General features: G+C 48.4%; 30 protein-coding genes and 1 tRNA gene. 1 reads left to right on the top strand and 30 read right to left on the bottom strand.

Features of this window, described 5'->3' with window-relative positions; all coding sequences use genetic code 11:
* Nucleotides 1-4: 4 nt before the first annotated feature.
* The 5 genes from ribF to nusA form a co-directional block, all read right to left on the bottom strand.
* Complete coding sequence (ribF, locus tag HXT35_RS04910) at nt 5-1,249, bottom strand: bifunctional riboflavin kinase/FMN adenylyltransferase (protein ID WP_004128996.1); 1,245 nt, start codon at nt 1,247-1,249, stop codon at nt 5-7.
* A gap of 70 nt (nt 1,250-1,319) precedes the next feature.
* Nucleotides 1,320-2,456, bottom strand: coding sequence for a tRNA pseudouridine synthase B (locus tag HXT35_RS04905; protein WP_004128998.1), 1,137 nt, complete (start codon nt 2,454-2,456; stop codon nt 1,320-1,322).
* A gap of 23 nt (nt 2,457-2,479) precedes the next feature.
* Nucleotides 2,480-3,004 (bottom strand): 30S ribosome-binding factor RbfA, encoded by a 525-nt coding sequence (rbfA, locus tag HXT35_RS04900; RefSeq protein ID WP_004129000.1) that lies wholly within the window; start codon nt 3,002-3,004, stop codon nt 2,480-2,482.
* Between the two features lies 1 nt (nt 3,005).
* Nucleotides 3,006-5,885, bottom strand: a complete 2,880-nt coding sequence (gene infB, locus HXT35_RS04895) for a translation initiation factor IF-2 (RefSeq protein ID WP_004129002.1) — start codon at nt 5,883-5,885, stop codon at nt 3,006-3,008.
* Nucleotides 5,886-6,097: 212 nt separating this feature from the next.
* On the bottom strand, nt 6,098-7,135 hold the full coding sequence (nusA, locus tag HXT35_RS04890; RefSeq protein ID WP_004129004.1) for a transcription termination factor NusA: 1,038 nt from the start codon (nt 7,133-7,135) through the stop codon (nt 6,098-6,100).
* A gap of 173 nt (nt 7,136-7,308) precedes the next feature.
* On the opposite strand from nusA, the gene HXT35_RS04885 reads away from it, so the two are divergent.
* On the top strand, nt 7,309-8,373 hold the full coding sequence (locus tag HXT35_RS04885) for a hypothetical protein (RefSeq protein ID WP_421787964.1): 1,065 nt from the start codon (nt 7,309-7,311) through the stop codon (nt 8,371-8,373).
* Nucleotides 8,374-8,436: 63 nt separating this feature from the next.
* Here the strand turns inward: HXT35_RS04885 and HXT35_RS04880 are convergent.
* From HXT35_RS04880 to rpsC, 25 genes are all read right to left on the bottom strand, one after another.
* A tRNA-Ser gene (locus HXT35_RS04880) sits at nt 8,437-8,522 on the bottom strand.
* Nucleotides 8,523-8,613: 91 nt separating this feature from the next.
* Nucleotides 8,614-9,531, bottom strand: coding sequence for a tRNA pseudouridine(38-40) synthase TruA (truA, locus tag HXT35_RS04875; RefSeq protein ID WP_004129010.1), 918 nt, complete (start codon nt 9,529-9,531; stop codon nt 8,614-8,616).
* A 27-nt stretch (nt 9,532-9,558) separates the two neighbouring features.
* A complete protein-coding gene (locus HXT35_RS04870; protein ID WP_004129012.1) occupies nt 9,559-10,818 on the bottom strand; it encodes an Mbeg1-like protein in 1,260 nt (419 codons plus the stop codon).
* A gap of 128 nt (nt 10,819-10,946) precedes the next feature.
* On the bottom strand, nt 10,947-11,381 hold the full coding sequence (gene rplQ / locus HXT35_RS04865) for a 50S ribosomal protein L17 (RefSeq protein WP_004129014.1): 435 nt from the start codon (nt 11,379-11,381) through the stop codon (nt 10,947-10,949).
* A gap of 84 nt (nt 11,382-11,465) precedes the next feature.
* Nucleotides 11,466-12,461 carry a DNA-directed RNA polymerase subunit alpha gene (locus tag HXT35_RS04860; protein WP_004129016.1) on the bottom strand — a complete coding sequence of 332 codons (996 nt, stop codon included), beginning with the start codon at nt 12,459-12,461 and terminating at the stop codon, nt 11,466-11,468.
* A gap of 79 nt (nt 12,462-12,540) precedes the next feature.
* The gene (rpsK, locus tag HXT35_RS04855; RefSeq protein ID WP_004105468.1) at nt 12,541-12,939 is read right to left on the bottom strand and encodes a 30S ribosomal protein S11; all 399 of its coding nucleotides are present in this window, start codon (nt 12,937-12,939) and stop codon (nt 12,541-12,543) included.
* 83 nt (nt 12,940-13,022) lie between these two features.
* Complete coding sequence (rpsM, locus tag HXT35_RS04850) at nt 13,023-13,400, bottom strand: 30S ribosomal protein S13 (protein WP_004105472.1); 378 nt, start codon at nt 13,398-13,400, stop codon at nt 13,023-13,025.
* 137 nt (nt 13,401-13,537) lie between these two features.
* On the bottom strand, nt 13,538-13,651 hold the full coding sequence (gene rpmJ / locus HXT35_RS04845; protein ID WP_003842636.1) for a 50S ribosomal protein L36: 114 nt from the start codon (nt 13,649-13,651) through the stop codon (nt 13,538-13,540).
* A gap of 21 nt (nt 13,652-13,672) precedes the next feature.
* Entirely contained in the window at nt 13,673-13,891 is a 219-nt protein-coding gene (infA, locus tag HXT35_RS04840; RefSeq protein ID WP_004129021.1) for a translation initiation factor IF-1, read from the bottom strand.
* Between the two features lie 168 nt (nt 13,892-14,059).
* Entirely contained in the window at nt 14,060-14,620 is a 561-nt protein-coding gene (locus HXT35_RS04835) for an adenylate kinase (protein ID WP_004129023.1), read from the bottom strand.
* 34 nt (nt 14,621-14,654) lie between these two features.
* On the bottom strand, nt 14,655-15,995 hold the full coding sequence (secY, locus tag HXT35_RS04830; RefSeq protein ID WP_004129026.1) for a preprotein translocase subunit SecY: 1,341 nt from the start codon (nt 15,993-15,995) through the stop codon (nt 14,655-14,657).
* A 195-nt stretch (nt 15,996-16,190) separates the two neighbouring features.
* A complete protein-coding gene (gene rplO, locus HXT35_RS04825; protein ID WP_004129030.1) occupies nt 16,191-16,646 on the bottom strand; it encodes a 50S ribosomal protein L15 in 456 nt (151 codons plus the stop codon).
* Nucleotides 16,647-16,648: 2 nt separating this feature from the next.
* Complete coding sequence (gene rpmD / locus HXT35_RS04820) at nt 16,649-16,831, bottom strand: 50S ribosomal protein L30 (protein ID WP_004105491.1); 183 nt, start codon at nt 16,829-16,831, stop codon at nt 16,649-16,651.
* On the bottom strand, nt 16,831-17,559 hold the full coding sequence (rpsE, locus tag HXT35_RS04815; protein WP_004129033.1) for a 30S ribosomal protein S5: 729 nt from the start codon (nt 17,557-17,559) through the stop codon (nt 16,831-16,833). Before rpsE ends, rpmD begins: the two co-directional genes overlap by 1 nt.
* Complete coding sequence (rplR, locus tag HXT35_RS04810) at nt 17,556-17,927, bottom strand: 50S ribosomal protein L18 (RefSeq protein ID WP_004109670.1); 372 nt, start codon at nt 17,925-17,927, stop codon at nt 17,556-17,558. Before rplR ends, rpsE begins: the two co-directional genes overlap by 4 nt.
* 1 nt (nt 17,928) lies before the next feature.
* On the bottom strand, nt 17,929-18,468 hold the full coding sequence (rplF, locus tag HXT35_RS04805; RefSeq protein WP_004129046.1) for a 50S ribosomal protein L6: 540 nt from the start codon (nt 18,466-18,468) through the stop codon (nt 17,929-17,931).
* Nucleotides 18,469-18,484: 16 nt separating this feature from the next.
* Nucleotides 18,485-18,883 (bottom strand): 30S ribosomal protein S8, encoded by a 399-nt coding sequence (gene rpsH, locus HXT35_RS04800; RefSeq protein WP_004105495.1) that lies wholly within the window; start codon nt 18,881-18,883, stop codon nt 18,485-18,487.
* A gap of 86 nt (nt 18,884-18,969) precedes the next feature.
* A complete protein-coding gene (locus tag HXT35_RS04795) occupies nt 18,970-19,155 on the bottom strand; it encodes a type Z 30S ribosomal protein S14 (protein WP_003808046.1) in 186 nt (61 codons plus the stop codon).
* Between the two features lies 1 nt (nt 19,156).
* Nucleotides 19,157-19,729 carry a 50S ribosomal protein L5 gene (rplE, locus tag HXT35_RS04790; RefSeq protein ID WP_004129048.1) on the bottom strand — a complete coding sequence of 191 codons (573 nt, stop codon included), beginning with the start codon at nt 19,727-19,729 and terminating at the stop codon, nt 19,157-19,159.
* On the bottom strand, nt 19,726-20,061 hold the full coding sequence (gene rplX / locus HXT35_RS04785) for a 50S ribosomal protein L24 (protein ID WP_004129050.1): 336 nt from the start codon (nt 20,059-20,061) through the stop codon (nt 19,726-19,728). The genes rplE and rplX overlap by 4 nt, the downstream gene beginning before the upstream one ends.
* Nucleotide 20,062: 1 nt before the next feature.
* Nucleotides 20,063-20,431 carry a 50S ribosomal protein L14 gene (rplN, locus tag HXT35_RS04780; RefSeq protein ID WP_004129052.1) on the bottom strand — a complete coding sequence of 123 codons (369 nt, stop codon included), beginning with the start codon at nt 20,429-20,431 and terminating at the stop codon, nt 20,063-20,065.
* 91 nt (nt 20,432-20,522) lie between these two features.
* A complete protein-coding gene (gene rpsQ, locus HXT35_RS04775; RefSeq protein ID WP_004114365.1) occupies nt 20,523-20,789 on the bottom strand; it encodes a 30S ribosomal protein S17 in 267 nt (88 codons plus the stop codon).
* 2 nt (nt 20,790-20,791) lie between these two features.
* Nucleotides 20,792-21,043 carry a 50S ribosomal protein L29 gene (gene rpmC, locus HXT35_RS04770; protein ID WP_004129054.1) on the bottom strand — a complete coding sequence of 84 codons (252 nt, stop codon included), beginning with the start codon at nt 21,041-21,043 and terminating at the stop codon, nt 20,792-20,794.
* A complete protein-coding gene (rplP, locus tag HXT35_RS04765; RefSeq protein WP_004109684.1) occupies nt 21,043-21,462 on the bottom strand; it encodes a 50S ribosomal protein L16 in 420 nt (139 codons plus the stop codon). The genes rpmC and rplP overlap by 1 nt, the downstream gene beginning before the upstream one ends.
* A 4-nt stretch (nt 21,463-21,466) precedes the next feature.
* Nucleotides 21,467-22,282, bottom strand: a complete 816-nt coding sequence (rpsC, locus tag HXT35_RS04760) for a 30S ribosomal protein S3 (protein ID WP_004129057.1) — start codon at nt 22,280-22,282, stop codon at nt 21,467-21,469.

The raw sequence follows: 22,282 nt of genomic DNA, 5'->3' as shown, positions 1-22,282 counted from the left end.
AAATTTAGTCTTCAGCCTCAGCGTCAGTAATTGCACGCACCTCTTCAACATTGGCTTTAAGCATATTTTTTAGCTCATCAACAGAATCGAAAGCCTGCTGTGGGCGCAAGAAACTAGCAAACTCAATGCAAACGCGATGTCCGTACAAATCCTTCCAATCGTCGAACAATCCGTAAGCTTCAACTGTGCGCTCAGCTTCGTCCTCACCATCTTTATTAAACGTTGGCTTTGTGCCGATTGAAATCGCAGCTGGCCAACGCCATGGAGAATGTACGCCTAAATGAAGCTCATCTCGGCGCAAAACGCTAACATCCGGCACAGTGCTCTTTGTTGGGCGCATTTCATTCTTATTATCTGAATCTAAATCAACAACCCAACCAGCGTATACGCCGTCAACTGGAATATATCCTTCAATTTTTTCGCCAAGATTCACTGTTGGGAAACCAATCTCACGACCGCGCTCATCTCCATGAACCACTGTTCCTTCAACGCGATGCGGTTGATCCAAAATTTCGCGAGCCGCCTTAACGCGCCCAGTTGCAAGCATCCAACGAACATTCGTAGAGCTCCAAGCACGCACCTTCTTATTCGGCATACTCTTACTCCAAGCGCGATATTCCGCCTTATTCATGCCTTCAGCAGGATCTTCCGGCTCTCCAGAACCCTTAGGAACTTCGCGCACAATAGGATCCGGCACGCGAACATCCTCCGGACCTAAATCTTCTACCTCAATAAGCTCAAAAACACCCGTTGCTTTAGATAATTCGCGAATCGCTTGAATATTTCCAGCCCTACGAGCACCAAGAGCAGCGTCAGAACCAAGAACCAAAGCTCTCATACCAAGCTTTCCTACGAGCTGACCTAAGAAGAAACGGTACGATTTTGCAGCAAAAGCAAGGCTGTAACGCACAATAACAACGTGATCAACATCTAGCTCAGAAAGCACGCGCAAGCGTTGACGAACGCTGGTAAGCGCATCCGAATCTTCTGGAAGATCCGTGTTGCAATCGCCAAAATCGTCGTATAAATCAGGGTTTGCATGCACTACACTTGGGCGCGGATCGAACATAATAACAACAGAAAACGCGCCGTGACGGTGCGCAAGTTCCACAGTGCGGCGAACAACCTCACGATGCCCCTTGTGCATACCGTCGAACACACCAATTGTAACAACTGCTTTACGCTCTGCACTTAGCGTTGGCCAATTAATCATGCCGTTGGCATCTGGTCGAATGTCGATGACCTTCATGATATCCTTACTATCCGCGTTGAAGCTTTACGTACGCAATACGTCTTGCGTAATTCCTTATTTTCAATCCTTAATACAGTTTACCAGTCTTCTGGCTTGCCGGAAATACCACAATTGGTTTGATTTGATTAGTTTTGCTATTTTTTGCTTGCTCAACTACAGCAACAACGTCATTTTGCGCATTGTTTGAGGATTTAACGTAGGCTATTGCAGGATATTGTTGAGAATTTTCTTCTGATTCAAAACTAAGCCAGCGCCCAAAACGCAAGTCTCGAGCTTGAGTTTCGTCAATTTGTAGCATTGGTAAAGTATGCTCGGCTGCTTCAAACATGTTTAAGCAGGTTTTAGAAAGACAAATATCGGCGTCAAAATCTTTTTCCAGCACAGCTTTTGAACGTTTTTGTAAAACACCTTCCCTATCGGTAAATTCGCGAGTTTCCGTGCGAAGTTTAAGAACGCGAGGATCTGTTACTGAAAAATCGCCGATGCTTGTGCGTCGAAGCGAAATAAGATGCCCACCAACTCCAAGAATACGGCCTAAATCGCGCGCTAAAGCACGAATATATGTGCCACTACTGCAAGAAACAGTTGCAGTAATATCGCATACTTTTCTTCCGCTTTTGCCGCGCAAAATACAAGGATTAGCAACATAAAAATCGCTAATAGTTACTTCGCGAGACGGAATTTCTACAGTTTTTCCTTCGCGAGCTAAATCGTATGCTCGCTGACCGTTAATTTTAATTGCAGAAAAAGCGGTTGGAGCTTGCATAATTTTGCCAGTTAAGTTTTCTTTAATAACTTGCTTAATGCGCTCAAAAGCTTGGTTTATGAGCTCACTATTACAAGAATCGCTTTCAAGAAGAAGCTTCAAAAGCAAATCGTCTGCAGCTTTAGTAACAACTCCCGGACCTAATTGCAGATTGTTTTGTTGCAAAATCTCACCGTCTGCATCATCTGTAGTCGTAGACTCACCCAAGCGAATTACCGCCTCATAGGTTTTGTTGTGACCTAGCATGTAGTTAAGCAAGCGCGTTGCGTTACCAAAACCTACGATTAGCAAACCTGTTGCCATAGGATCTAGCGTTCCTGCGTGACCTACACGTTTTGTGTGCAAAAGGTGACGAGCGCAGGCTACAACGTCGTGACTTGTAACTCCCTGCGGCTTGTCTACAAGTAAAATGCCGGAAGATGGTGTGAATTGCGTCATATGCAAATTAAGATTTTTTCGCGCTATTCTGCAGATTCATAAGGTTCTGAAGATTCTGCAGGTTCGTCATCTTCAAAGTCGTCATCTTCAAAATCGTCGTCAGACTCATCATCTTCATGCGGTTTCTTATACGGATCAGATTCGCCAGCATACTTAGCGTTTTCGCGCATTTTAGCTAACTCTTCGTCACGATGACGAGCAGCAACCAAAATATCCTCAATTTCGTGCGCTTCCGTAGGCACTTCGTCGTAAACGAATTGCAATTGCGGAGTTAAACGCAAGCCAGCTTTTGCACCAACCAAGGATCGCAAACGTCCGTGAGCCTGCTGTAAAGCCTGGGCTGCACGTTGACGCTCACCCTGCTCTTTTCCAGCATGACCAAGCTGAGTCCAATAAACTTTTGCAATTTGCAAATCGTTAGTAACTCGAACTTCCGTAATAGTTACACTAGCAAGACGCTTATCGTGCAACTGCGACTCCATATTAGAGGCGATTACGCGCTGAATTAACGCTGCAATACGAGCAGCTCTAGGATTTGTTCCTGCCATATTACTTGCGCTCAATCTGCTTCATTTCAAAGGTTTCGATTACGTCGCCAAGCTCAATGTCGTTGAAGCTTCCAAGGTTAATACCTGCTTCATAACCTTCGCTAACGGACTGCACGTCATCCTTAAACCTACGCAAGCTGGAGATTTCCAGGTCGTTGACTGTAGCAACGCCGTCGCGCAAAATACGGCACTTCGTACCGCGCTTGACTTCGCCGTCTTGAACCATAACACCAGCAATATTGCCGAACTTGGAAGAACGGAAGATTTCGCGAATTTCGGAATGCGAAGTAACAACTTCTTCAAACTCCGGCTTAAGCATACCCTTCAAAGCAGCTTCAATATCTTCAATTGCCTTGTAAATAACAGAGTAGTACTTAACTTCCACGCCCTCGCGATCTGCCAAATCTGCAACCTGGCGGTTTGGACGCACGTTGAAGCCAATAATCACAGCCTTGTCAACAGTTGCCAAGTTCACATCGTTCTGAGTAATTGCACCAACACCGCGGTGAATAACCTGGATTCCAACTTCTTCAGAAACCTCAATCTTCATCAAGGAATCTTCCAAAGCCTCAACAGAACCGGAAGAATCACCCTTAATAACAATGTTCAGCATGTCAACTTCAGACTTAGCGAACTGTTCCTTAAGGCTTTCAAGAGACACAACCTTGCGGCGCTTAGCAAGCTGAGCTGCACGCTCTGTAGCTGCACGCTTCTCCGCAATCTGACGAGCAGAACGGTCGTCCGAAGTAACCAAGAACAGATCGCCTGCGGTTGGAACAGAAGTTAAACCAAGCACCTGAACAGGAGTGGAAGGAGCCGCGTCCTGCAAGTGGTTTCCGTTTTCGTCGAGCATAGCGCGAACACGGCCGTAAGAAGTGCCTGCAACAATAGAATCACCAACATGAAGAGTACCCTGCTGCACCAAAACAGTTGCAACAGCACCGCGACCTTTGTCGAGTCGAGCTTCAATAGTTGCGCCGCGAGCGTCCATATTTGGATTTGCTTTAGGATCAAGCTCTGCGTCTGCAGTAAGAAGCACAGCTTCAAGAAGCTTATTAACGTTCGTACCCTGCTTTGCGGAAATATCCACAAACATGGTGTCGCCGCCGTACTCTTCAGCAACCAAACCGTATTCTGTAAGCTGACCACGAACCTTGTCTGGGTTAGCGCCTTCAACATCAATCTTGTTCACAGCCACAACAATTGGCACGTGAGCCGCTTGAGCGTGGTTAATTGCTTCAACAGTCTGAGGCATCACGCCGTCGTCTGCTGCAACAACAAGAATAGCAACGTCTGTAAGCTCAGCACCGCGAGCACGCATAGCAGTAAACGCTTCGTGACCTGGGGTATCGAGGAATGTAATCTTGCGAGGCTTACCCTCAAGATTTACAGTTACCTGATAAGCGCCAATTCGCTGCGTAATACCGCCAGCTTCGCGATCAATAACATTCGACTTGCGTATGGTGTCGAGCAAGCGAGTTTTACCGTGATCAACGTGACCCATAACGGTAACAACAGGTGGACGAGATTGCAAATCGTCATCTTCCTGCAACTCTTCTTCATCTAAATCAATATCGAATTGCTGCAAAAGCTCTTTATCTTCTTCTTCAGCAGAAACAATATTGATATTCCAGCCGATTTCTTCACCCAAAATCTGGAATGTCGACTCATCCAAAGACTGCGTAGCAGTTGCCATTTCTCCCAAGTGGAAGAGCACAGTTACCAAAGCTGCTGGATTGACATCAATTTTTTCTGCCAAGTCAGAAAGAGTTGCACCCTGACGCAAACGAATAGTAGCGCCATTACCAGAAGGAATGCGCACGCCGCCAATAACTGGTGCTTTAAGCTCTTCGTATTCACGACGCTTCGCTAAACGGTTCTTACGAGCCTTAGAAGACTTACCTCCCTGACGGCCGAATGCGCCTGCAGCACCAGCCCTACCGCGACCGCCGCCGCGAGATGGACCACCATTAGGAGCACCAGCAGCCGCAGCCTGGAAAGTTGCAGCTTGATTAGCATTAAAACGCGATTCTGCAGAAGGCCTGCTATTTGAAGAGCCAGAACCATTACCTGCGCCACCGCGACGCTGGCCTGACCACTGAGAACGCCCAGCTCCTTGGTTAGAGCGACCGCCGCGAGAACGATTCCCGCCACGTTCACCGCGAGCACCATTTGCATTACCTGCTCCACCCTGGCCTGGACGACCACCGCGGCCATCTTGAGCGCCTGGACGAGACATTGGGTGAGGACGAGGAATATCTCCAGGGGTAGGAGAACGCATGCCCTGCTTACGGCTAAACGGATTATTCCCAGGACGAGGTGTTGCATTACCTGCTCCCTGAGCACCCTGATGCGGGCGCGGACGAGGAGGCATTTGCGCACGATTTTCGTGATTTTCTCGATTTTCACCACGACGCTCTGCATGCTTTGATTCGCCAGAAGAAGATGGACGAGGATTATGATTCGTGCGAGAGTGATTTGCTTCAGACTTTGGTGATGGCTTAGAAGCTGCAGAACGTTCGGATTGCTCCGAATTTTGATTGCCTGCAGAGTGCTTCTGAGATTCAGCCTGAGACTTAGCTTTTGGTGCAGAAGGTTTTGCAGACTGATTTACAGACTGATTTGCAGCTTGCTTTGAAGCTATAGTTGAAGCTGTAGTTGAAGCAGGATTTGCCGCAGCCTTAGCAGGCTTGCTACCTGACTTACTGCCTGCTTGATTTCCTTCAGCTGCCAGCGCCGCCTGCAAACGACGCACTACTGGAGCCTCAACTGTTGAAGAAGCGGACTTAACAAATTCGCCCATGCCTTTCAAACGCTCCAACACGGTTTTACTGTCTACACCAAATTCTTTGGCCAGTTCATACACGCGCTTTTTAACCACTCAGTGTTCTCCTCTGTCTGTGGCAGCGCTAGCGCGCGCGGCCACTTTACATTATTGCGAGCTTATTATTTATTATCGTGCGATATATCATCGTGCGACCATGATCTTGTACCTCGTCTTGTGCAGGACGATGCTACTGCCTTTTCGCCCAGATTCCAGCTTTCAGCATACTCGAAACGTTGGATTGGTGCGAGTGTCGCCACTACTAAAGATTATGCGTTTTGAGCTTGAGCTGCAGCAACTTTCTTATCATGCTCTTCTTGCGACTCAATGCCAATCTTCCAACCAGTCAGCTTTGCAGCCAAACGAGCATTCTGACCTTCCTTGCCAATAGCAAGTGAAAGCTGAGCATCATGAATAAACGCAACTGCAGTCTGACTTTTTTCGCTAACTACCTGCACCTGTGTAGCAGTTGCTGGAGAAAGCGCTGCGGCAACAAACTTTGCTGGGTCATCCGACCAATCGACAATATCAATCTTTTCTTGACCCAAGTTTTCCATTACAGCACGAACCCTAGAACCGCCAGGACCGATCAAAGCGCCCTTTGGATTAACGCCCTCAGAGTTAGCACGTACAGCAATCTTTGTGCGAGCTCCAGCCTCTCGAGCAATCGCCATAATCGAAACAGCACCAGAAACAAGTTCTGGAACCTCACGCTCAAAAAGACGACGAACAAGCTCAGGATGCGACCTAGAAACCACAATTTCTGGTCCGCGAAGACCACGCGCAACATTAACAACATACACGCGAATACGCTCGCCATGACGGTAACGTTCACCTGGAACCTGCTCGCGGCGAGGCAAAATCGCTTCAACATCCCCAACAGCAACATGAATATTAGTAGTATCTTTGGCGTCCTGCTGAATAATTCCATTAATCAGCTTGCCTTTTTGACCAGAAAAAGCACCAAATACGCGATCATCTTCAGCCTTACGGAAGATTTGGCTAATAACTTGACGGGCTGTTGCCGCAGCAAGACGGCCAAAATCGCGAGGAGTATCATCATACTCTTCACCCAGCGTTGGAGCCGGATACGGGTTATCTTCAGTAGGCTTACCAGGAATTTCATCCCTAGCCCACACAGTGAACGAACCTGCACGTTCGTCCAATTCAACTCGCACATGCTTTGCAGGATGAGCGGTTTTCATATACGCAAGACGCAAGGCCTCGGCGAGCGCCTCGTCCAGCTCCTCGGCATTAATCCCCTGCTGTGCCGCAAGCTGATGCATTCCCGCCAAATCCAATTCCATCGCGCACGTCCTCTCGTTATAACGCATTCATTTATGATTATTATTTTTTGCAACTGTTCTGCCTTCTGATATAGCTTTTATAATCAGATTTGCTTTAAGTTGCAGACAAGCCAATATCTTACTGAATTAACACAGTCGATATTGGTCACAGTCAGTGGCTATTTTAGTAGATTATGCAGACACTTTATGTTTTGTTAAAAGCCGTACGCACTAACGCAATGCGCAGCATAAAAATTGCGCTTAAGATTTTCGTTTGTGCTTTATTGACACCTACGCTAGTTTTTACTCTAGCATCTTGCGGCACATTGCAAAACATTCACGTAGATCATACTGTAAAATCTACTTCTGGCGAAAATATTTGCGCAAAAGCCTACCGTTTAGCGCAAAAAAATCAACAATTTATTGAAAACAACGCAAATAATATATCTGCTTCAGACTTGGAATCTTCTGCAAAAGAATGGGAAACTGTAGCACAGCAATGTCCAGGAAGATTAAGCGAAAGTATTGTTTATAGCGCGCAAGCAAAATGGGAAATATTATCTAAAGAATCTGAAAATAATAAGTCAAAAATTGCTGAAGAAATTGCTGAAGAAATTTCTGGCACAAGCGATGAAGAAAATACTTACAAAAGCACAGAAAACACAGCTACACCAGAAAACGCAGAATCTTCAATAACTCATCAACTAGAGCGTAACGCTTATATACAATTTACAAAAACAGTAAAGCATTACAACAATTTTCAATGGACACATCACCCTTTGGCCAGCGCAGCAGCTGCAGAAGACCAGCTAGCGTTTATACTACAAACTTTAGCCGCAAAAAAAGTTCCAGGACTGCCTTTGGAATATAGCGATATGGCATCAACAAATGCTCAAACTTTTATGAACGCATCCGGAAAAGGCGATGATTTGCGCAAAAAAATATATGAGATTCCATCCGACGCTCTTGAAAGTGGAAAAGCGCAAGATAATGCAAGTGGAAAAGATTTGCCGATTGCAGCCATAGCTTATATGGATTGCGCACGAACTGAACTTACTGCTTTTAATCAAATAATAGTTATTGAAGAAAATAAAACTAAAAGCGCGTCAAAAAACAATCGCGACGAAACAAGCTACGAATACTCTGCTGTTCAAGCGCATAAGGATTTTAAAGATGCTGTAATAAAGCTGATTACTTCCAGATTATTGCGCGCCTACGCGCTCGGCTACCCTGCAGAGACAAATTTGGTTTTGAAATAGAATAATTGGGTTATAGGCCAAAAAGCCTAAAGCAATTTACATGCTTTAGGCTTGGTTAATTCGCGGATGAAGCGAGATTCGAACTCGCGGAGGATTTTACCCTCACACGCTTTCGAGGCGTGCTCCTTAGACCGCTCGGACATTCATCCACTTGCAATTTGGCGCAACAAAAGCGCGCACAAACGCAACTTTTCAATTGTAAACCATGGCGCGAATATAAAATTCTGGCGAGTTGAAACGCTATAACTCAGCGGAATCACGGCGAGCACGAATCTGCTCCGCACGAGAAGCAAGCTCATCATCCGGCGGATAAGCTACATATTCCAAAGTCAACCCTTGCGGCGCAATCGGCCCAGTAGAACCTTCTCGAAGCGGCGTATTAATCTTCTCAGCAAACCAATCAAGAGAACGTTTTCCACGCCCAATCTGCACGCAAGCCTGCACAAGCGAGCGCACCATATTGTGAGCGAAAGCGTCAGCAACAATAGTAAACTCAAGCAAACCCTGCTCAACAGGCGGCACGCATCCAGTTTTAAGCTTAACGCGCACGTCATTAGCGCGCTCCCCAACACGTTCCCAACAAGCACTCTTTACATCGCGAATAGTGGTGCCGCCAGGATTAGGACGCGCAAAAGATCCAAAATCGTGAAGGCCAATCATAAGCCCAGCAGCCTGATTCATTGCATCAACATCCAAAACATCGTCAAGCTTCAAAACAAAACCACGCATACGAGGATCGTAATCACAATAATCAGAAGCGTCGCAAATACGATACACATACGTGCGCTCCAACGCAGAAAAGCGTGCATCAAAACCAAGTGGAGCAACACTTACCTTATTCAACGAAATATCTTGCGGCAAAACATGCTTAAGCCGGTACTCGAGCGCGCAAACACCGTTCAATCCGGTATGCCCTACGCATCGCAGCAAAGTTTCTTCACAAACATCAAGATGACAAACCTGATGCGACGCATGCACGCCCGTATCCGTACGACCAGCCACAGTAAGGCGCAGCGGCTCAGCAGCATCCCCTTCTGGCACACGCAATACTGTGTGCAAAGCCCCCTCAATTTCACCCTGCACAGTTCGCAAAGTAGGCTGCTTAGCCCAACCGTAAAATCCGCCACCATCGTAAGCTAAATCTAAGCGAAGTCGCATTCAAAACCTTTCCAAACAGACTTTCCACTAGCTTTTCTTATCCGAAGAGCTGCCGCCCGCAAGCGCAAAAGCACTCATAACACTACGAATAAGCTCATAAGTTTTTGAATCCATATGCATTGCAATCTTCAATAATTTAGGAACAACCTCCGACCAATGAGAAGACATTTCATCAAAAGTTGGGTAACCCAAACTGCTAAAAATGCTGTAAACGCTGTCAATTCTGCGCTTTCGCTCCTCGAATGGCAGATTCATCATCCACTCGTTTGCAGCCTTAGAAACGGCCAGAGCGCGCGGAGTTACGCAATCACAGTAGTCAAAATCACCATTTTTAATCTGCCAATACATGCCAAAATGTTGCATTAATCCAATCGAATCGGCAAATGTAACCTTATACGGCACTCCCGTATCCATAATCAATCCAATAAAGGCAGACTGCGGAACTACTTTTTCAATACGACTTGAAACATTCGCAAAAACGCTTGTATCCACTACATCAGACGCAAAACCAGGTCCGTCCATAGAATAAATTTTTGATACAAGATCACCTAGTTTTTGACTTGTAGCATCTAAGCGCATAGCCGCATAAGCAGCCATGTTCCCACCTTTTGAATGACCGACAACAATAATATTTGGATTATTATTTTGCAAGTCTACGGAAGATTTTGAAAAGCGGGCAAAAATTTTGTTCGCACAAAGTTTATTAAAGAAGTTTTTATTAAAGAAGTTTTTATTAGAATAACGCTTGCTATATCTTTGCGCTACAGAAGTCAAATATTCAGCAGCAGATTCTTGCGCTGGCACTGGGCAGCGGAAAGCCATGTTGAAATCTTCTTTCCACCCAACAAGCGTACTGTCAGTGCCGCGATACGCAACAACAAGAGTATGAGGATTATCAATCCCCTCGCAATTGCTAAGATCAAAAGTAACTCCAGCAAACTGCTGCTCTAATGATTCGTCAATATTTGATTCATCAAACCTCTCAAGATACTCCCCTACGCGAATTCCCCTATACCTAGGGCTGGAAGCGACAGCAAGAAGCAGCTTCCTGCGGAATTTATCTACTTTGGGAGATCCAGAAGAAAACATTGACGAATATTCTTCTATTCTAAGCAATTCGTTAATAGATACAGTAGAAATATTCTTTGGATTATCGCAATATTTTGGCACGTACGTTGGCATATTTATATAAGATAGCTCGCACAAAATCAGCGCATCTACGGCATTAAACTTGCGCTGAGCGAAGGTAGAGAAATCGTTGCGCAACAAATCAATAACATTCGACATAATTCAATAATAATACAAATAAAAAACGAGCCGAGGAAATCCTCGACTCGTTTTAGCAATTCTTCAAGAAGCGATTTTACGCTTAACTTTAAGATTTACTTTACCGATGCGTAAAGCTGAAATGCTGACTACTCGGCAGCTTCTTCTTTAGCTGCTACCTTAGTAGCTGCTTCAGCTTCCTTCACAACAGCCTTCTTTGGGCTTACTGGCTCAGTTACAAGCTCAATAATTGCCTGAGGAGCGGTATCGCCACGACGTGGAGCAATCTTCACGATGCGGGTGTAGCCGCCTTCACGCTGCTTCATCTGCTCAGCAATCTGAGTGAAAAGAACGTGAACCACGGACTTGTTGCGAATCACGCGCAACACGCGACGACGCGAATGCAAATCGCCACGCTTAGCGAATGAAATCAAACGCTCAGCAAGCGGACGAAGACGCTTTGCCTTTGGCAACGTCGTCACAATACGACCGTGCTGGAAGAGGCTGGTCGCCATGTTGGCCAGCATCAGGCGCTCATGAGCCGGGCTAGAAGCCAGACGAGGGCCTTGTTTCGGTGTAGGCATTATTACTCCTTATTGTCGCAATTGCCGAAAACTCAGGTGGGCATCAACCCGAACATCCGAATTTACGACGATTGCAGGTGAATTCTACTCGTCTTCAGGCGAGAAGAAAGTGCCACCTTCGAGATTATTGGCGTCGAAGCCAATCGGCGAAGCCTTCAAAGACAGACCCATGGTCTGCAACTTCTCTTTGACCTCATCGATGGATTTCATGCCGAAATTACGAATATCGAGCAAATCCTGCTCAGTGTGAACTACCAATTCGCCGACTGTATGAATACCCTCGCGCTTCAAGCAGTTGTAGCTGCGCTGGGTAAGATTCATTTCTTCAATCGGTGTAGCCAGCTGGGAATCAGATTCCTCACGCATTGGCGCTGGACCAACTTCAACACCTTCGGCTTCAAGATTAAGCTCACGGCAAAGGCCGAAAAGCTCAACCAAGGTTGAACCTGCGGACGCAACAGCATCGCGCGGTGTAATAGCTGGCTTGGTTTCCACATCCAGGATGAGCTTATCGAAGTCCGTGCGCTGTTCCACGCGGGTAGCTTCGACCTTATAGCTCACCTTCAAAACTGGCGAGTAGATCGAATCCACAGGAATGCGGCCGATTTCGCTGTTCTCCTGCTTGTTCATCTGAGCTGGTACGTAGCCGCGACCGCGTTCAACAGTAAACTCAATCTCAAGTTCACCATCTTCAGCAAGTGTAGCAATATGCAATTCAGGGTTGGCAATAGTAACGCCAGCCGGAGGAGTAATGTCTCCAGCGGTTGCTTCACCTTTACCATTCTTGCGCAGATACATCACTACAGGCTCGTCGTACTCACTAGTGAGCACGATGCCCTTGATGTTCAGCAGAATTTCAGTGACATCTTCTTCAACACCTGGCAGAGTCGTAAACTCATGCAAAGCTCCGGAAATGCGTACCGAAGTAACGGCAGCACCTGGAATGGAGCTCAACAAGGTACGACGCAGCGAATTGCCGAGAGTGTAGCCAAAACCTGGTTCCAACGGCTCAATAGTAAAGCGAGAACGCTGGGGATTCAGTGATTCCTCGGTAAGTGTCGGACGCTGTGCGATAAGCACTTTGGTATCCTTTCAGCTTCTGGTCGGTGGTGCACTCGCCGCCCATAAGCGGGTTGGATGGATGGATTCGTAAGAGTGCTCAGACGCGGCGACGCTTTGGTGGGCGTACGCCGTTATGCGCTTGCGGGGTAACGTCGGTAATAGAACCAACTTCGAGACCCGCGGACTGGAGGGAACGGATAGCGGTTTCACGACCGGAACCTGGACCCTTAACAAACACGTCGACCTTCTTAAGGCCATGCTCCATTGCCTTACGAGCGGCAGACTCAGCAGCCATACCTGCAGCGTAAGGAGTCGACTTACGGGAACCCTTAAAGCCGACGTCACCACCGGAAGCCCAGGAAAGGACTGCACCGGATGGATCGGTGATGGAGATAATCGTGTTATTGAATGTTGATTTAATATGCGCCTGCCCAACCGGCACCGACTTGCGGTCCCGGCGACGCGGCTTGCGCGAGGCTTGCTTTGCAGCTGCCATTGACCCTCGTTTCCTAATGACGAATGAGTTGGTATGTCTAGACGATGGAAATGTATCCGTGGCCTAGAGCCGACCACCGACTACTATCGGGTGGCCTTCTTCTTCCCGGCGACAGTACGCTTCGGGCCCTTACGGGTACGAGCATTAGTCTTGGTACGCTGACCACGCACAGGAAGACCCTTGCGATGACGCTGGCCTTGATAGCAGTTGATCTGAATCTTACGACGGATGTCTGCGTCAATTTCACGACGCAAATCGCCCTCGATCTTGTAATTAGCCTCGAGATAATCACGCAAGGTGATCAGCTGTTCATCCGTAAGATCCTTGACGCGAGTGTCCGGATTCACACCGGTCGCGGCAAGCGTTTCCTTAGCGCGAGTGCGGCCAACACCAAAAATGTAGGTGAGGGCAATCTCAATGCGCTTCTCATTGGGAATATCTACTCCGGCAAGACGTGCCATTGTAATTCCTTTACTGTTACGCAGGTCGTGCACCAAGTCTTCCGCATTATTAGATGCGGCCTGGGCCTGCGCACCCAGGGTTCAGCTTCTGCTGTGACTTAGCGCCTTATTCTTTGTATTCCGCGATGGAAATCTGCTCAGCCCTGACGCTGCTTATGACGTGGGTTAATGCAGATCACCATGACGCGGCCGTGACGGCGGATCACGCGGCAGTTTTCGCAGATCCTCTTCACGCTAGGGCTGACCTTCATGGTTTTCCTTTGCTTGTACCTTTACTTATAACGGTACGTAATACGTCCACGGTTCAGATCGTATGGACTCATCTCCAGCACTACACGATCCTGCGGAAGAATGCGGATATAATTCTTGCGCATTTTTCCGGAAATCGTAGCTAGAACGATGTGCTCATTCTCGAGCTGAACGCGAAACATCGCGTTCGGCAGTGCTTCGACTACCTTGCCTTCGACTTCAATCACACCGTCTTTTGCCATGAGCCTCGTTCCGATCCTTGGGCATACTACTTCGCGCATCCGAAGACACGCCAATCTTCTATATTACAGTAAATGCGCCCTATACAACACTCGGCGTGTCGCATGGGGCGCATTTCTCACACAAACCTGACTGTAATAAATCAGTCTAGTATTATTGTTCTACTGCTATTAGTTTAGCGATTCAATGATGCGATTATTAATTTCTTTAATATCGCCAACACCATCAACTTCAACTAACTGACCGCGGCTATCGTAAATATCAAGAAGCGGAGCAGTTTCTTTTTCGTATGTTTCCAAACGCTTAGCAATAACTTCTGGAGTATCGTCAGAACGACCCTGCTCTACTGCGCGCTTCTGCATGCGCTCGAGCAAAACCTCACGCTCAGCCTCTAAAGCCACGACGTGGTCGAGAGGAGTTGAAAGTTCTTCCAACATTAAATCCAAAGCCTGAACCTGGGAAGCGTTGCGAGGATAACCGTCGAGAATCCAGCCATTCTTAGCATCATCTTGTGCAAGACGATCCTTAACAATGCTGTTTGTTAGCTCATCTGGAACCAACTCGCCCTTGTCAAGATAAACCTGCACTTGCTTGCCAAGCTCAGTCTGATTTTTTAAGTTATAGCGGAAAATATCACCAGTAGAAATTGCTGGAATATTGTAATGCTCGCTTAACAAAGCAGCCTGAGTGCCCTTGCCAACGCCCTGAGGACCCATAATCAGCAATCGCATATTCATCTCCTTGATTCTTCACAAATTATTTTATTTACTTAGATACTTGCTTTTGATTTTCGTGATTGAACAAGAAACCAGCATACTGGAACTGTTCAGTCTGAGCCTTTGCCTGACGCAAAGTATCCAAACCTACGCCAGCAATAATCAGAATCGTTGTACCGCCGAATGGCAACTTTGTATTCAAGTGCAAAGCCATAATCAAAACGGTAGGAATCAAAGCAACGAAAAGCAAATAAATAGCGCCGACAGTGTTAAGCCTGTTCATAACATAGCTCAAGTAGTTGCTAGTTGCGCTACCGGCGCGGATTCCAGGAATAAATCCGCCATACTCTTTCATGTTATCTGCAGTTTCATCCGTATTAAAAGTAATCTCGGTGTAGAAGAAGCAGAAGAACACAATCATCACAGTGTATAGGGCAATATACCAAGCAGACGTGGAATTTGCCAAATTGTTCTCAATCCACTGTACCCAAGGCTTGCTCTTATCTCCGAACTGAGCAATAAGAGTAGGAACAGCAAGAATAGAAGAAGCAAAGATTGGTGGAATAACACCGCTCATATTAATCTTCAACGGCAAATAAGTGGAAGATCCGCCGTACATCTTTCGACCAATCATGCGACGAGTGTACTGCACAGGAATACGACGCTGTGCAAGTTCCACAAAGTCAACGAAAACAAGAATTACAAGAAGCACACCACCAACGATGGAGAACTTAGTCCAATCACCATCAGAACCGTTGGTGCCCCAACCAATATCCCAAAGCTTTGGCAAGAAGCCGGAGCAAATAGACATAAAGATTAAGACGGACATACCTTGGCCGATGCCCTTATCTGTAATAAGCTCTGCCATCCACATAATTAAACCAGTGCCGCCGGTCATAATCAAAACCATTACAACCAAGCTCCAGAAGCCACCATCTGGAATAACCTGACCGCACTGATAATTAAACAAAGCGCCTGAACGAGCAGTTACCAAAATTGTTGTTGACTGCAAAACAGCCAAACCAATAGTTAAGTAACGAGTGTACTGCGTAAGCTTTGTCTCGCCAGACTGACCTTCCTTATGCAACGCTTCGAAGCGAGGAATAACAACGCGAAGAAGCTGAATCACAATGGAAGCTGTAATGTAAGGCATTACACCCAAAGCAAAGATGGAAAGCTGCAGCAGCGAGCCGCCGGAGAACAAGTTGACCAACCCAATAAAGTTCTCTTTTGACGAAGCCAGCTTAGTTGTGCAATCACTAATTACTTTATAGTCAACACCTGGAATCGGAATAAACGAACCGATACGGTAGATGATAATCATAGCGAAGACGAAGAGGATCTTATTCCTCAACTCCTTCGTCCTGAAGGCCTGGATTAACGTTTTCACCTGGGTCTTCCTCCCTTTTTTCGCGCACTCCTAGGCGCAACAGTGCAAAAAACAAACTCTGAGGCAATAGTTTAACTCACGGTGCATACTGAAACAGCTTATTGGTGAGTTTTGTCGATAAAAATAGTCCCCCTAGACAACGCTAGAGGGACTATCTACAGCTTTATAACTGCATCAAGCTTAAAGTAGTTCTACCTACTCTTCGCTGATGGAGCCGCCTTGAGCTTCAACCTTTGCCTTAGCAGAAGCAGAAGCCTTCATACCCTTCAAGTTCAAAGCAACAGTCAATTCACCATCGCCCAAAACCTTAACTGGGTAACCATCGCGCACGGCGCCCTTTGCAATAAGGTCAGCTACAGTAACTTCGCCACCCTTTGGGAAGAGTTCAGCGAGAGCTGCAACGTTAACGACCTGGAACTCCTTCTTGAAAGGACTCTTGAATCCACGCAACTTAGGCAAGCGCATGTAAAGTGGAAGCTGGCCACCTTCGAAGCCAGGACGAACCTGATAACGCTTCTTTGTGCCCTTGTCACCACGACCCGAGGTCTTACCCTTGGAGCCTTCACCACGGCCTACGCGGATACGATCCTTCTTAGCTCCTGGAGCTGGACGCAATGTGTGCATATGCAGCATTGGTTCTTCGTTAGCCATAATCAGTCGACCTCCTCGACGCTCACCAGGTGGCGCACGGCCATGACCAAGCCACGATTGACGGGGGTGTCTTCACGAACTACGCTATGACCAATCTTATGAAGGCCGAGCGTATGAACATTCGCGCGCTGGCGCTCAGTGGTATGAACCAAACCGTGCACCAGAGTGATCTTCAAATTAGACATCACTCACCATCCTTTGCTTCAGCTGCCTTGGCGGCCTGAGCTTCTTCGCGAGCCTTGCGAGCTTCGGCAATGCCGGCAGCGCGCTCACGGAGCAAAGCATCAGGAGCAACTTCCTCAAGAGAAAGACCACGACGAGCAGAAATCTCTTCTGGCTCTTCGAGCTTCTTCAAAGCGTCCACAGTAGCGCGCACCACGTTTACAGCGGTCGCAGAACCCATGGACTTGGTGAGGATATCTGTAATGCCAGCGCACTCCATAACAGCACGCACAGCACCACCAGCGATTACACCAGTACCTGGAGCAGCTGGACGAAGCAACACGGTACCAGCAGCATCGTGACCGAGCACTGGATGAGTGACGGTACCACGAATACGTGGAACAGTGAACATATGCTTCTTAGCGTCAAGCTGACCCTTAGCGATAGCTGCTGGAACTTCACGAGACTTGCCGTAACCAACACCAACAGTGCCCTTACCGTCGCCCACAACAACAAGTGCTGCAAAGCTGAAGGTACGACCACCCTTGTGGGTCTTGGAAACACGGTTAATAGTAACTACGCGATCCAGAAGCTCTTCGCCGCGGTTTTCTTCACGACGATTACGACGCTCGCCGCGCTTACCCTCGCCCTTATTGCGGCGAGAACGACGATCATCGTTGCGTTGCTCAGCGGATGCCTGAGTGTTCTGAGTTTCTTCAGCCACTTGGGTTTCCTTTTCGTTGTCGCTCACAGTGCTAGACCTCCCTGACGGGCGCCTTCAGCTACTGCTGCGACGCGACCATGATATTTGTTACCGCCACGGTCGAAGACTACAGCGGTGATGCCCGCTTCCTTCGCCTTAGCCGCTACTAATTCGCCAACCTTGGTTGCAGCTTCAGTCTTCGTACCGGTGAAACCAGCGAAGTCAGCTGTCAAAGTGGAAGCACTTACCAAAGTAATGCCCTTGGTATCGTCCACAATCTGAGCAACCATGTGGCGGTTAGAACGAGAAACAACTAAACGAGGACGTTCAGATGTGCCAGCAATATGCTTACGAAGACGGGCGTGACGACGCAAACGTGCGACTTTGGTACCCTTACCGAAAATCTTAACGCTCATATCACTTACCAGCCTTTCCAGCCTTGCGCAGGATACGTTCATCGGTGTACTTAATACCCTTACCCTTGTAAGGTTCTGGAGCACGAAGCTTGCGGATGTTAGCAGCAACCTGGCCAACAGTCTGCTTATCAGTGCCCTTAACGATTACCTGGTTAGGATTTGGCAACTCGAACTCAATACCTGCAGGTGGTTGAACGGTAATAGTGTGAGAATAACCGAGCGAGAACTCAATGCCCTTGCCCTTCATTACTGCACGATAACCGGTACCAACAATATCCAAAGTCTTGGTGTAGCCTTCATGCACACCCTTAACCATGGAAGCAACAATTGCACGAGCCAAGCCGTGCTTTGCACGAGTTGGACGCAAATCGTCAACTGGAGTCAAAACAATCTGATTCTCAGCAACTTCCGCGGTAATGCCCTCTGGAATTACATAGGAGTCAGAACCCTTAGCGCCCTTGACGCTGAAGGACTGACCTTCAATCTTTACTTCCACGCCTTGAGGAATGTCGACGGGGAGCTTACCAATATGCGATGCCATCTTCAGCTCTCCTTTCTCACCATACGTAGGCGACAATTTCGCCGCCAATGCCTCGGTCGAGGCATTCCTTCTGAGTCAACAATCCCGAGCTGGTCGAGATAATAGCGATACCGAGACCACCAAGAGGCATTGGCAAAGCATCAGACTTAGCGTAACGACGCAAGCCTGGCTTAGAAATGCGCTTGATGCCCTGGATAGAACGCTGGCCATTGGAGCCATACTTCAACGTAATTTCCAACGTCTGTCCAACCTTAGCTTCCTTAGCAGCGAAGTCCTTAATGTAGCCTTCGTGCTTAAGGATCTCGGCGATATTCGCCTTGAACTTGGAGTACGGCATTTCCACGGTATCGTGCTTTGCCGCGCTCGCGTTACGCAGACGTGTCAACATGTCTGCGATTGGATCTGTCATTGTCATGTGGGCTAACGCCCTTTCTCGCCGTGGTTTCCACCGCCTCTATATAAGACCTTTGTCTTTAGGCAGTGGACCTTCAGCGTCGATATTTACCAACTGGACTTCGTAACACCCGGCAACTCACCGCGATGAGCCTTCTCACGAAGGCAGATGCGGCACAGACCGAACTTGCGATACACGGAGTGAGGACGACCACAAACCTGGCAACGCGTATAAGCGCGTACCTTGAACTTCGGCTTAGCGGCCGCCTTGTTTTTCAGAGCGGTTTTTGCCATTTCAGTTCTCCTTGAATGGGAAACCGAGGTGCTTAAGCAAAGACTTGGCCTCCACATCGTCCTTGGTGGTAGTCACCACGGTGATGTCCATACCACGCTGATGATCAATCGAGTCAGGATCAATCTCATGGAACATAGACTGTTCCGTAAGACCGAAGTTGTAATTACCCTGACCGTCAAACTGGTTGCCGTTAATACCACGGAAATCGCGGATACGAGGCAAAGCCAGAGTAAGCAAACGATCCAAGAATTCCCACATACGATCGCCACGAAGGGTTACGTAAGCACCGATAGCCTGGCCTTCGCGCAGATGGAACTGTGCGACAGACTTCTTTGCCTTAGTGACCTTTGGCTTCTGGCCGGTGATCAAAGTGAGATCCTTAATCGCACCTTCGATGAGCTTGGAATCACGTGCTGCAGCGCCGACGCCCATAGAGACGACAACCTTCTGTACACGAGCCACCTGCATAGGATTGGTGTGGCCAAATTCCTTCTCCAAGGCTGGAACGATTTCATCCTTGTATTGTTGCTTTAAGCGCGGAGTTGCCGGCAACTCAACTGTAGTATCGGTCATGCCAGCTCCTTTCCGGACTTCTTGGCGACACGCACGCGCACGGTCTTAACCTTGCCGTCACGAGCCTCTTGCTTAACAATCACGCCGACGCGAGTAGGCTGCTTGGTTTCTGGATCAATAACCATCACGTTAGAGCGATGGATTGGAGCCTCAACCGAAACAATGCCCGACTGCTGACCCTGCTGGGTGGCGCGAACGTGCTTCTTAACGACCTGAACGCCTTCTACGACTAAACGGTCGTCGGCAAGTACGCGAAGTACTTTGCCTTCCTTACCGCGATCCTTACCGCGGATAACCTTCACCTGGTCGCCGGACTTAATCTTGGCTACCATATCAGATCACCTCCGGGGCAAGGGACACAATCTTCATGAAGTGCTGATCACGCAATTCACGACCGACTGGTCCGAAGATACGAGTGCCTTTTGGTTCACGGCCAGAGCCGAGAATGACGGCGGCGTTCTCATCGAACTTAATATAGGAACCATCGACACGGCGATGTTCCTTGACAGTACGGACGACGACAGCCTTAACTACGTCGCCTTTCTTGACCGACCCGCCAGGGATCGCGTCCTTGACGGAGGCGACGATGATGTCGCCGATGCCGGCATAGCGTCGCTTCGATCCACCGAGCACGCGGATGGCAAGTAATTCCTTAGCACCCGTGTTGTCGGCGACATGAAGCCGCGTTTCCTGCTGAATCATTGATTCTCCTTAGCCGAGCTGGTTCTCCCCACTCACCTGTGCCTGCCCAAAGAACAGACACAGGTGAAGCGCGGAGCCTTGCCGAACTTGTTTACTTGGCGCGCTCGATAATCGAGTCGAGACGCCAACGCTTGGTCTTGCTCAGGGGCCGAGTTTCCATAATACTCACGAGGTCGCCAATATGTGCCTCGTTGTGTTCATCATGGGCTTTGACCTTGCGGGTGGAGCGAACGACTTTACCGTAAAGCGGGTGTGTCGAACGCTGCTCCAGCTCAACGGCAATCGTCTTGTCCATGGCCTCGGACACGACGTAGCCGCGACGAACCTTGCGGAAGTTGCGCTCTTGGTTCTCAGCCATGCTTACTTCTCCTTGACCTCAGTGGCGCCAGGCTCTTGGCTGATGCCGAGTTCACGCTCACGCAGGACAGTATACATCCTGGCTATGTCGTGCTTGACCGCCTTGAGGCGAGCGCTGTTTTCAAGTTGACCAGTTGCTGCCTGGAAGCGCAAGTTAAAAAGCTCTTCCTTGGACTTCTTCAAGAAGCCTTCAATTTCAGCATTGGTCTTCTCGTTCAAATTCTTGATGGTGTAGTCTGCAGTTCCGACTGGCATCAGATGTCACCGCCTTCACGCGCAATAACGCGGCATTTCATTGGGAGCTTATCGATAGCGCGGCGCAAAGCCTCGCGAGCGATGTCCTCAGAAACACCACCGATCTCGAACATTACGCGTCCTGGGTGGATGTTGGCAATCCAGAATTCTGGAGCACCCTTACCGGAACCCATTCGCGCACCAAGCGGGTGCTTGGTTAATGGACGATCTGGGAAGATCGTAATCCACACACGACCGCCACGCTTAATGTAGCGGGTCATTGCGATACGAGCTGCCTCGATCTGTCGGTTAGTGATGTAGGCCGGAGCCAGCGCCTGAATACCGAAATCGCCGAAAGCAATCTCGGTGCCACCCTTAGACATGCCGCTACGGGTAGGACGGTGCTGCTTACGATATTTAGTCCTCTTTGGGATAAGCATCTGCTCACTCCTTCGTTTCCGTTGCGGCAGGAGCTTCAGCAGCTGCAGCTTCAGCTGGCTTTTCAGCCTGTGCTTCAGCAGCCTTCTGCTGGTTAGCAGGACGTGCGCCACGACGTGGACGACGATCGCCACGACGACCTTCACGCTTACCCTGCTGAGCCTGCTGCTCTTCAAACTCACGCTCGGTCATATCACCCTTGTAAATCCAGACCTTAACGCCAATACGGCCGTAAGTGGTCTTGGCTTCAAAGAAGCCGTAATCAATAAGGGCACGAAGGGTCTGCAGTGGAACGCGACCCTCACGATAGAACTCAGAACGGCTCATTTCGGCGCCACCAAGACGACCGGAGAGCTTAATACGAATACCCTTGGCACCAGCGCGCATGGCATCCTGCTGTGCTTTACGCATAGCACGACGGAATGTAACGCGGTTTGTCAACTGTTCCGCAATTCCCTGAGCAACCAACTGAGCGTCAAGTGCAGCATTCTTCACCTCAAAGATGTTGAGCTGTACTTGCTTGCCTGTGAGCTTCTCCAGCTTTGCACGAACGCGCTCAGCTTCAGCACCACGACGGCCGATAATAATACCTGGACGAGCGGTGTGAATATCAACACGAACGCGATCACGAGTGCGCTCGATGACGATACGAGATACGCCAGCACGCTCGAGGTCATGGCTCATTTCCTTGCGAATCTTGTCATCCTCAAGGACGAAGTCACGATAACGCTCGCCAGCCTTGTTGGAGTCGGAGAACCACTTAGAACGATGATTCTCGGTGATGCCCAGGCGATAGCCGAAAGGATTTATCTTCTGACCCAT

Source organism: Gardnerella sp. DNF01141 (assembly GCF_049244255.1).
Classification (GTDB): domain Bacteria; phylum Actinomycetota; class Actinomycetes; order Actinomycetales; family Bifidobacteriaceae; genus Bifidobacterium; species Bifidobacterium vaginale_E.
Note: the sequence above shows the minus strand (reverse complement) of the source record. Positions and strands in the feature narration are given on the sequence as shown.